This window comes from Streptomyces torulosus, assembly GCF_001419765.1.
In the GTDB taxonomy this organism is placed as follows: domain Bacteria; phylum Actinomycetota; class Actinomycetes; order Streptomycetales; family Streptomycetaceae; genus Streptomyces; species Streptomyces torulosus.
Window position 1 is genome coordinate 1 of record NZ_LIRK01000581.1, and the last position, 8,939, is coordinate 8,939.

The 8,939-nt window shown below is 71.3% G+C and carries 9 protein-coding genes and 1 pseudogene; 8 read left to right on the forward strand and 2 right to left on the reverse strand.

The features are described from left to right. Window positions 1-222: 222 nt before the first annotated feature. A complete protein-coding gene (locus AOK23_RS34005) occupies window positions 223-732 on the reverse strand; it encodes a RipA family octameric membrane protein (RefSeq protein ID WP_055716388.1) in 510 nt (169 codons plus the stop codon). A 142-nt stretch (window positions 733-874) separates the two neighbouring features. Here AOK23_RS34005 and AOK23_RS34010 point away from each other — a divergent pair, with 142 nt between their 5' ends. Beyond that, window positions 875-1,966: a hypothetical protein gene (locus AOK23_RS34010; protein ID WP_157878232.1), complete on the forward strand. Its 1,092-nt coding sequence runs from the start codon at window positions 875-877 to the stop codon at window positions 1,964-1,966. A gap of 27 nt (window positions 1,967-1,993) precedes the next feature. Here AOK23_RS34010 and AOK23_RS34015 read toward each other — a convergent pair whose 3' ends face one another. After that, window positions 1,994-2,707 (reverse strand): copper homeostasis protein CutC, encoded by a 714-nt coding sequence (locus tag AOK23_RS34015; protein WP_055716390.1) that lies wholly within the window; start codon window positions 2,705-2,707, stop codon window positions 1,994-1,996. 188 nt (window positions 2,708-2,895) lie between these two features. Between AOK23_RS34015 and AOK23_RS34020 the strand changes: the two genes are divergently transcribed. The 7 genes and pseudogenes from AOK23_RS34020 to AOK23_RS34050 form a co-directional block, all read left to right on the forward strand. Next, the gene (locus AOK23_RS34020) at window positions 2,896-3,759 is read left to right on the forward strand and encodes a helix-turn-helix domain-containing protein (protein ID WP_055716391.1); all 864 of its coding nucleotides are present in this window, start codon (window positions 2,896-2,898) and stop codon (window positions 3,757-3,759) included. Next, window positions 3,719-4,006 (forward strand): DUF397 domain-containing protein, encoded by a 288-nt coding sequence (locus AOK23_RS34025; protein ID WP_055716392.1) that lies wholly within the window; start codon window positions 3,719-3,721, stop codon window positions 4,004-4,006. The genes AOK23_RS34020 and AOK23_RS34025 overlap by 41 nt, the downstream gene beginning before the upstream one ends. Before the next feature lie 211 nt (window positions 4,007-4,217). Continuing rightward, the gene (locus tag AOK23_RS34030; protein ID WP_055716396.1) at window positions 4,218-5,639 is read left to right on the forward strand and encodes a family 43 glycosylhydrolase; all 1,422 of its coding nucleotides are present in this window, start codon (window positions 4,218-4,220) and stop codon (window positions 5,637-5,639) included. Between the two features lie 125 nt (window positions 5,640-5,764). Next, on the forward strand, window positions 5,765-6,424 hold the full coding sequence (locus tag AOK23_RS34035; protein WP_055716393.1) for an HD domain-containing protein: 660 nt from the start codon (window positions 5,765-5,767) through the stop codon (window positions 6,422-6,424). Between the two features lie 79 nt (window positions 6,425-6,503). Beyond that, a complete protein-coding gene (locus AOK23_RS34040) occupies window positions 6,504-7,772 on the forward strand; it encodes a Cmx/CmrA family chloramphenicol efflux MFS transporter (protein WP_055716394.1) in 1,269 nt (422 codons plus the stop codon). Window positions 7,773-7,781: 9 nt separating this feature from the next. Continuing rightward, window positions 7,782-8,177, forward strand: a complete 396-nt coding sequence (locus tag AOK23_RS34045; protein ID WP_055716395.1) for a winged helix-turn-helix transcriptional regulator — start codon at window positions 7,782-7,784, stop codon at window positions 8,175-8,177. A 100-nt stretch (window positions 8,178-8,277) separates the two neighbouring features. Further along, window positions 8,278-8,939, forward strand: a pseudogene (locus AOK23_RS34050) (GNAT family N-acetyltransferase); the annotation flags it as partial.

The window sequence follows — 8,939 nt, forward strand, 5'->3', positions numbered from 1 at the left end:
GTGACCGGAAAGGTTCACCGGCTCGCGACGCCCGACACGGCACCTCGCGGCGTTGTCGCATGACCCGAGTACATCCAGTACGCGGGTCATGCTCCGCCTTGCGAGGCACCGCACCGGACGCCGCGAGCTTTTCGGCAAACCTTTCCGGTCACAGCACTAGAAGGAATCCGCGGATCGTAAGCCGCGGCCCCGCCGACGGGAAGTACCCAGGGGCGCCCGGGACTAGAGCGCCAGTGCCAGGAACCCCACCACGTAGGCGGCGACGAACAGCGGCGGAACCCACTGTTCGAGGCGGGTCAGCGGCACATACCGGCGCCAGTCCTCGCCCTCCCCCAGCTCGGTCCATTCGGCCCGGGAGTACGCGTACGCGGGGAGCCGGTTCTCGAACGCGCCGATCACCGCCCACTTCGCCGCGTTCAGCTGGCGGTAGGAGCGGACCATCAGGTACCAGGCCGCGCACTGCCCGACGAGGATCAGCAGGCCGGCGAGCAGCAGCCAGACCGACACCCGGCCCGGACGCGGCCCCAGCCCGGCGACCATGGCCGTGGCGATCGCGCTGTTGAGCGACAGGAAGAAGGTGTTGGCAGCGCCGCGCCGCGCGCTGACGCGGTCGGCGGTCTCCACGCAGAGCTTGTACTGCTCGAACAGCATGGCCAGGTACGGGGTGTTGGCGGGGGTGTAGCTGTCGGGGGCCACGTCGGAGTTCCACAGGGAGTGGTGGAGGTCTGCCATCGGCCCAGCATGGCCGTGGCACCGGCACGGCGGGCGGGCGCGTGCCCGCGCGTGCCACGAAAGAGCGAATCCGAAGCCGTTCCGCTCGCCAACGGGCCCTGTTCGATTGCCGGTTGCGTGCGGCGTCGGCTCGGCTGTTGCCATGACCGAACTCCCCCCGCCCGCCTTCCCTCCCTTCGGCACACCCCGCAGACGGCAGCGGCCCTTACTGGGCTGCCTGATGCGGCTCGTGGGCCTCGTCTCGACGTTCCTCGGCGGACTGGTCTTCATCGCGGTGGCCGTGCGGAAGGACACCGTCTGGATCCGGGTGTCACCGGACGAACAGCCCCTGTGGCTGAACCTGCTGATCCTCGTGTGGTGCGGACTCTGGGGCGCGGGCCTGCTGGTCGCGGGCAGGTCGCTGCGGCGGCACGGACGCCGCCATCACGTCCGGGTGGTCCGCACGATGGAGGAGGCCAGGCGCGAACCGTACGTCCTGTATCTGCGCCCCTTCACCGAGGACGTCACCGGCAGGGCGATGCCGCACGCGTTCAGCCGCTGGCAGGGGGTGGGCGGCGCGCTCGTGAACGGCAGTTCGCTCACGTTGGAGGAGGGCGTGTGCCGGATCTTCAACGCGTTCGGGCGTCCGCTCGCCGTGGGTGAGCCCGACGAGGCGCTCCCCCTCGCCGGCTGCCGCCGTCTCTACCTCCCCCTGCACGACTGGCAGCCCACCGTCACCTCCCTCATCACCGACGCCCGCCTCGTCCTGCTCGTGGCGGGCACCAGCGCGGGCACGCTGTGGGAGCTGACGGAGGTGATGCGGCTGCGCCGCCCCGAGTCCGTGCTGGTCATGCTGTACGCCGAGCGGGGCTCGGACCTGTACGACGTGTGGGAGGCGTACGAGGACTTCCGGGCCGCGGCGGAGGAGGTGCTGAGCGCGCGGGCCGACGAGCTGCGCGAGGTCCACGGCCCCGACTGGCAGCCGCCGCGCTTCCCGCCGCTGCCCGACTTCGAGGACCCGGACCGTCTGAAGTGGACGCTGCTGCTGCGGGCCGTCATCCGCTTCCGCTCCGACTGGACGCCCGAGATCGTGCACCTGGACCCCACGGCCGTCACGGCATGGACGTACGAGGGCCGTGTCCGCAAGCTGACCCGCACGCAACTGGCTCCGCTGTTGGCCCGGCTGCACGAGGACCTGAACGGGACGCCGGGCAGCCGCGGCCGGACGGCGACCCTGCCGGCGGACCCCCACTGACGGACGGGCGCCCCTCTCCCCTACCGCTCAGTGGGCCACGGCGCTGCCGACGCCCGCGTCGAGCGCGGTCCGCCACTCCCGTACGGCGTCGGCGTCGACCGGCGCGTCCCAGCCGTCGGGGCGGGCGGCACCGCCGATGTGGAAGGCGTCCAGCCCGGCGGCGCCGAGGTGGGGCAGGTGGTCGAGGCGGAGACCGCCGCCGACCATGAGCCGCGGCGCGTAGCCGGGCTCGCCGCGCCGGGCCGCCTCCGCGAGCAGCGTCGGCAGTCCGGCGTCGACGCCGTCCACTGAGCCCGCCGTGAGGTACGTGTCCAGCCCCGGCAGGTCGGCGAGCCGCTTGCGCAGGGCGTCACGGTCGGCGGCGCGGTCGATGGCGCGGTGGAAGGTCCAGCGGCAGCCGTCCAGCTCGGTGACCAGCCGTTCCAGGACGGGCAGATCGGGATCGTCCCGCGGGTCGAGGAACCCCAGCACGAACTCCTCCGCCCCGGCGGCCCGCATGTCGCACGCGACCCGGACGAGCGCGTCCGCGTCCCCCGCCGCGAACCCGTCGGCCAGCCGCAGCATCACCCGCGCCGGGATGTCCACGGCGGCCCGCACCTCGACGAACGTCCGCACGGTCGGCGACAGACCGTCGGCCCGCATGTCGGCGACCAGCTCCAGCCGGTCGGCTCCGCCGGTCTGCGCGGCGACGGCGTCCCTGGTGTCCAGGGCGATGACCTCAAGGAGGACGGGCGTGGCCATGGGGCCCCTTCCGGTTCGGGCACGTCGTACGACGACAGCGGGCGACAACAGGTCTAGTCCAATTTACCAACAAACCCGTCCGTTGACCCGGACCCTCACGATTCGCGTATGACCGACCACGCTCCGCATCTACGCTCGGGAGCGGCGCAGACCCGACAGAACCGGCTGTCAGAGGAGGACGTCGTCCCATGAGCAACACGAAGACCCTCGACCCGTCACAGTCCACCCGCGCCCTGTACGGCGCGGAACTCCGCCACCGCCGCGAGCGGGCGGGCATGACCCAGGAGGAGCTGGGGGCGGCGATGTTCATCAGCGGGGCGTACGTGGGGATGCTGGAGGTGGGGGTACGGCGGATGCAGCCGGAGTTCGCGAGGATGGCGGACGAGGTGTTGGGGACGGACGGGTTCTTCACTCGGAACGTGGAGGCGGCGCGGAACTCCCCGTACTGCGATCACTTCGCGGACGTCGTGGAACTGGAAGGGCTCGCACAGTCGATCAAGGATTGGGCGCCGATGGCGGTTCCGGGCCTCCTCCAGACGGCTGCGTACACCCGCGCCGTGGTCGAGGCGTACGACCCCGTATTGGCCGAGGAAACGGTCGAGGAACGAGTCACCTCTCGGCAGGCCCGGGCACGCATCTTCAAGACCCCGGCGCGGCCCCGCTACTGGGCGATCCTGGACGAGATCGTCGTACGACGGCCGGTTGGCGGCGCGGTGGTGATGGCCGAGCAACTGCGCCACATCGCCGCGATGGTGCGAGGCCGCCGAATCGTCGTCCAGGTACTGCCCATTGCGACTGGGGCGAACGCCGCAATGGAAGGCATCTTCAAGCTCATGACCTTCGACGACGCCCCTCCCATGGTCTACACGCAAGGGGTCCGAACCGGACGCTTGATGGACGAACCAGCCGTAGTGACCCGGTGCGCGCTGACCTACGATCTGCTTGGGGCCGTGGCCTTGTCGCCTGACGCGTCCCTCGCTCTGATCGAGCAGGCGGCCGAGGAGTTCGAGGATGCGCACCGCTCCCGACCTGACGAACGCGACTTGGCGTAAGAGCAGTTACAGCGGTGGTGAGCCTGACGAGTGCGTCGAAGTGGCCGGCGACTTCGCCGGCGCGGCCCTCTCCTGGCGGAAGTCGAGCCATAGCTGCGGCGCTGGAGACGAATGCGTCGAAGTCTCCGACGACCTGCCCGGCATCGTCCCCGTCCGGGACAGCAAGAACCCGGACGGCGGTGTGCTGCTCCTCGGCGGCGCCGCCTGGTCGGCCTTCGTCTCGGCGGCGGGCCGGGAGCTCCTCTGAGGGCTCCGGTGTGGTGACCGGGCCACGCGTGCCGGAAAACGCCTCGGCCGGAAGCATTGACTCCCGCAGGTGCAGAACCTAACTTTTGGCCGAACTTGCGAACGATGTTCGAAATACCGGGCGGGGAGAGGGTGGTATTTCCGCATCGCAGCCCGCACCAAGGGAGCACTCCGTGAGACCTGACTTCACCCGTCGGACGATCCTCGGCCTCATGGCCGGCTCGGCAGCCGCCGCCTTCACCGGCATCTCGGCCGGTACCGCCCGCGCCACCGTGCCCGCGTCGCCCGGTGTGACGTACACGAACACCATCGCCGAGCAGCGGGCCGACCCGCACATCTTCAAGCACACCGACGGCTTCTACTACTTCACCGCCACCGTGCCGGCGTACGACCGCATCGTCCTGCGCCGGGCCACCACGATCCAGGGGCTGACCTCGGCCGCCGAGACGACCATCTGGACCAGGCCCGCCACCGGCACGATGGGCGGCTACATCTGGGCCCCGGAGATCCACTTCATCGACGGCAAGTGGTACATCTACCTCGCCGCCGGTGACGCCAACAACGTCTGGCACATCCGGCCCTACGTCCTGGAGTGCGCGGACGCGAACCCGATCACGGGCACCTGGACGGTGAAGGGCCGTATCGCCCTGCCGCTGGACACCTTCTCCCTGGACGCGACGACCTTCGCCGTGAACGGCACCCGCTATCTCGCCTGGGCGCAGAACGACCCGGCCGTCGGCCGCGGCACCAACATCTACCTCGCGCAGATGTCCAACCCATGGACCATCACCGGCACCCCGGTCATGATCAGCAGGCCGACCGCCGCATGGGAGACCGCCGGAGGGGAGACGGTCAACGAGGGCCCGGCCGTCATCCAGCGGAACGGCAAGGTCTTCATGACCTTCTCGGCCAGCGCCACCGATGCCAACTACTGCATGGGCATGCTGACCGCGTCCGCCTCGGCGAACCTGCTCAGCGCCTCGTCCTGGGCCAAGAGCACCGGCCCGGTCTTCGCCAGCTTCGCCGCCACCAGCCAGTACGGCCCCGGGCACAACCAGTTCACGGTCTCCGAGGACGGCAAGTCGGACATCCTCGTCTACCACGACCGCAGCTACAAGGACATCAGCGGTTCCCCGCTCAACGACCCCAACCGCCGCACCCGCGTGCAGAAGATCTACTGGAAGGCCGACGGCACCCCCGACTTCGGCATCCCGGTCGCCGACGGTCTCACCCCGATCCGGCTCTCCTCCTACAACTACCCCGACCGGTTCATCCGGCACTGGGAGTACCGCGCCAAGATCGAGGCGAACGTCGCCCCCCTCGCCGACTCACAGTTCCGCGTCGTCACCGGACTCACCGGCAGCGGCACCGTGTCCCTGGAGGCGGCGAACTTCCCCGGCTACTTCCTGCGGCAGAAGAACGGGGAGGTGTGGGTGGAGAAGAACGACGGAACGGCACAGTTCGCCGGTGACGCCTCTTACATCTCCCGGGCCGGCCTCGCGGACTCCGCCGGCGTCTCGTACGAGTCGTTCACCTTCCCGGGCCGCTACATACGCCACTACAACTACCTGCTGTACGTCCAGGCCCCCACCACGACGACGGCGCGGGCCGACGCCACCTTCTACACCCAGTAACCCCCTGCCGCGGTCCGCTGCACCTCGGGCAGCTCCGACGCCCCCACGGGCCGGGGAGCTGCCCCAGGTGAGGCCGGCCAACGGTCGGGGACCTGACGGACGCCCCGCCACGGCACAATGCCCCCATGTCCCTCGACCCGCTGGAAGACCGCTGGCTCCAGGCCCTGCTCCCCGCCCGTGACGGTGCGTGCCACCCGGACCCGCTGCCGTACGCGGCAAATCTGATCAAGCGGTGGTCCGAGCCCCAGCGGAAGTACCACACCCTCGATCACCTCACGGCGGTGCTGGACCGCGTCGACGTGCTGGAGGAGTACGCGGCGGACCCGGCCCTCGTGCGGCTGGCCGCGTGGTTCCACGACGCCGTCTATCTGCCGGAGCGGTCGACGAACGAGGAGCGGTCGGCGCGGCTCGCCGAGCGGGCGCTGCCGGAGGCCGGGGTACCGGTGGAGAAGGTCGCGGAGGTGGCCCGGCTGGTGCGGCTCACCGTCACCCACGACCCGGCGGACGACGACCCCAACGGCCAGGTCCTCTGCGACGCCGACCTGGCGATCCTCGCCTCGCCCCCGGACGCGTACGCCGCGTACGCCGCCGCCGTCCGCGAGGAGTACGGCTTCGTCCCCGACGACGCCTTCCGCGAGGGCCGAGCCGCCGTACTCCGCCACCTCCTCACCCTGCCCCGCCTCTTCAGGACGCCCTACGGGCAGCGGGAGTGGGAGGAGCGGGCCCGCGCGAACCTGCGGGCGGAACTGACCGAGCTGACGGGGCTGACCCAACCGGGTGAGTGACCGACGAGGGGGGCGAGTCCCCGACGACCCCGGTCACGCCCGGGGAATGCCACCGCCGCGCCCTCGGTTGGCGTTGCATATGTCCTCCGACGCCGCCGCAGACCGCTCCCGCCACCGTCCCGCCCCCCAGCCCGGTAACCGCGTCCCCCTCTCCGTCTACGTCCTCGGGCTCGCCGTCTTCGCACTCGGTACGAGTGAGTTCATGCTGTCGGGGCTGCTGCCGCCGATCGCCGAGGACATGGACGTGTCGATCCCACGGGCCGGGCTCCTCATCTCCGCGTTCGCGATCGGCATGGTCGTCGGGGCGCCGCTGCTGGCCGTGGCGACGCTGCGGCTGCCGCGCCGGACGACCCTCATCACGCTGATCACCGTCTTCGGTGTGGGGCAGGTCGCGGGCGCGCTCGCCCCGAACTACGCCGTGCTGTTCGCCTCACGCGTCGTGAGCGCGCTCGCCTGCGCCGGGTTCTGGGCGGTGGGGGCGGCCGTCGCCGTCGCCATGGTGCCCGTCACCGCGCGGGCCCGCGCCCTCGCGATCATGATCGGCGGGCTGTCGATCGCCAACGTGCTGGGCGTTCCGGCGGGCGCGTTCCTCGGGGAGCACTTCGGGTGGCGGTCGGCGTTCTGGGCGGTCGCCGTGGCGTCGGCGATAGCCCTGGCCGGGGTCGCCGCGCTCGTCCCGGCCATCCCGCTGCCCGCCGAGCGGCCCCGGCTCGGCGCCGAGGCCCGCATCTACCGCGAGCCGCAGGTCTGGCTCTCCATCGCCGTCGTGGCGCTCGCCGCCGGCGGTGTGTTCTGCGCGTTCAGCTATCTCGCGCCGCTGCTCACGGACGTCGCCGGACTCGACGCCGGATGGGTGCCCACGGTCCTCGCGATGTTCGGGGTCGGGGCGCTGATCGGTACGGCGGTCGGCGGGCGGATCGCCGACGCACACCTCTTCGGGGTGCTGCTCACCGGCATCGCGGCCTCCACCGTCCTCCTCGTCGCGCTGGCGCTGCTCGCCTCGTACGCCGTCGCCGCCGTCCTGCTCTCCTTCCTCCTCGGCGTCTCCTGCTTCTACACGGCGCCCGCGCTCAACGCCCGGATGTTCAACGTCGCCGGGGCGGCCCCCACCCTCGCCGGTGCCACCACGACCGCCGCGTTCAACCTCGGCAACACCGGCGGGCCCTGGCTGGGCGGCACGGTCATCGACGCGGGGTTCGGGTTCACGTCGACGGCCTGGGCGGGCGGCGCGCTCACGGCGACCGCCATCGGCATCACGGCGGTGTCGCTGCGGATGCACCGGCGTACGGGGCCGTCACGGATCGTGGAAATGGGCACTAACTCGGCGAAAGTGCCGACCTCGAAGTAGGGTGCGGACATGGCAGTGAGTGAGGTCAGCCTCGTCGAACGGGCCCGCGCGACGGCCGACGGCGCCACGATGTGCCCCCAGCGCGGGGCCCTGGAGCACATCACCAGCCGCTGGGGCACCCTCGTCCTGATCGCCCTGCTCGACCGCTCCTACCGCTTCGGGGAGCTGCGCCGGGAGATCGGCAGGGTCAGCGAGAAGATGCTCACGCAGACCCTCCAGACGCTGGAGCGCGACGGCATCGTCCACCGCGACGCCAAGCCCGTCATCCCGCCCCACGTCGACTACTCCCTCACCCCGCTCGGCCGCGAGGCCGCCGAACAGGTCCGCGCCCTCGCCACCTGGACCGCCGAGCGCATGACCGCGATCGAGAGGGCCCGCGAGGAGTACGACGCGGCGAAGGGCTGAGCGGGCACCGTACGTTCCACCGGCCCCAACACGCCCCCTGCGCCGTAAATCCGTTCGTCCTCCCGCGTCGCCCCCGCCTATCCTCACGCCCATGCGACCTATGGGTGGGGAACAGGTACTGGAGGCCGTCGGGCACAGCGTGGCCGTGCTGCGGGGGGCCGTCGACCGGGACTGGGTGGGGACCAAGGCGGGGCGGCTGGACTGGAACTGCCGTGAGACCGCCGACCACATCTCCTCGGACCTGATCGCCTACGCGGCCCAGCTGGCGGGGCGGGCCCAGAGCGCGTACGTACCGTTCCTCATCGACACCGCGGAGTGCGAGGACAACGCCGACCTGCTGCACGTCATCGAGACGACGGGCGCCCTCCTCGCCGCCACCGTGACCACCACCCCCGCCGACGTGCGCGCCTTCCACCCCTACCCCTTCCGCTTCGCCGACCGCGAGGGCTTCGCGGCGATGGGCGTCACCGAGGTGCTCCTCCACACCCACGACATCGTCGAAGGACTCGGACTCACCCCGTACGAGGCCCCGCGAGACCTGTGCGAGTCCGTGCTCGCCCGCCTCTTCCCGCACGTCAGGCCCGGTGACGACCCCTGGACGACCCTGCTGTGGGCCACCGGCCGCGCCGATCTGCCGGGTCGGGCCCCGGTCACCGGATGGAAGTGGAACAACCCGCTGCACATCGACGCCGACCGCATCGTCCTCAAGGGCGTCCACCCGGCCGCCCTCGCGGACCTCGCCGAGGGCGGCCGGGTGGACGC

Excerpts from the sequence above, each read along its gene's own strand:
- AOK23_RS34020 (WP_055716391.1), top strand. The coding sequence starts at position 2,896 with ATGAGCAACACGAAGACCCTCGACCCGTCACAGTCCACCCGCGCCCTG.
- AOK23_RS34045 (WP_055716395.1), top strand. The coding sequence starts at position 7,782 with ATGGCAGTGAGTGAGGTCAGCCTCGTCGAACGGGCCCGCGCGACGGCC.
- AOK23_RS34040 (WP_055716394.1), top strand. The coding sequence starts at position 6,504 with ATGTCCTCCGACGCCGCCGCAGACCGCTCCCGCCACCGTCCCGCCCCC.
- AOK23_RS34010 (WP_157878232.1), top strand. The coding sequence starts at position 875 with ATGACCGAACTCCCCCCGCCCGCCTTCCCTCCCTTCGGCACACCCCGC.
- AOK23_RS34025 (WP_055716392.1), top strand. The coding sequence starts at position 3,719 with ATGCGCACCGCTCCCGACCTGACGAACGCGACTTGGCGTAAGAGCAGT.
- AOK23_RS34015 (WP_055716390.1), bottom strand. The coding sequence starts at position 2,707 with ATGGCCACGCCCGTCCTCCTTGAGGTCATCGCCCTGGACACCAGGGAC.
- AOK23_RS34005 (WP_055716388.1), bottom strand. The coding sequence starts at position 732 with ATGGCAGACCTCCACCACTCCCTGTGGAACTCCGACGTGGCCCCCGAC.
- AOK23_RS34035 (WP_055716393.1), top strand. The coding sequence starts at position 5,765 with ATGTCCCTCGACCCGCTGGAAGACCGCTGGCTCCAGGCCCTGCTCCCC.
- AOK23_RS34030 (WP_055716396.1), top strand. The coding sequence starts at position 4,218 with ATGGCCGGCTCGGCAGCCGCCGCCTTCACCGGCATCTCGGCCGGTACC.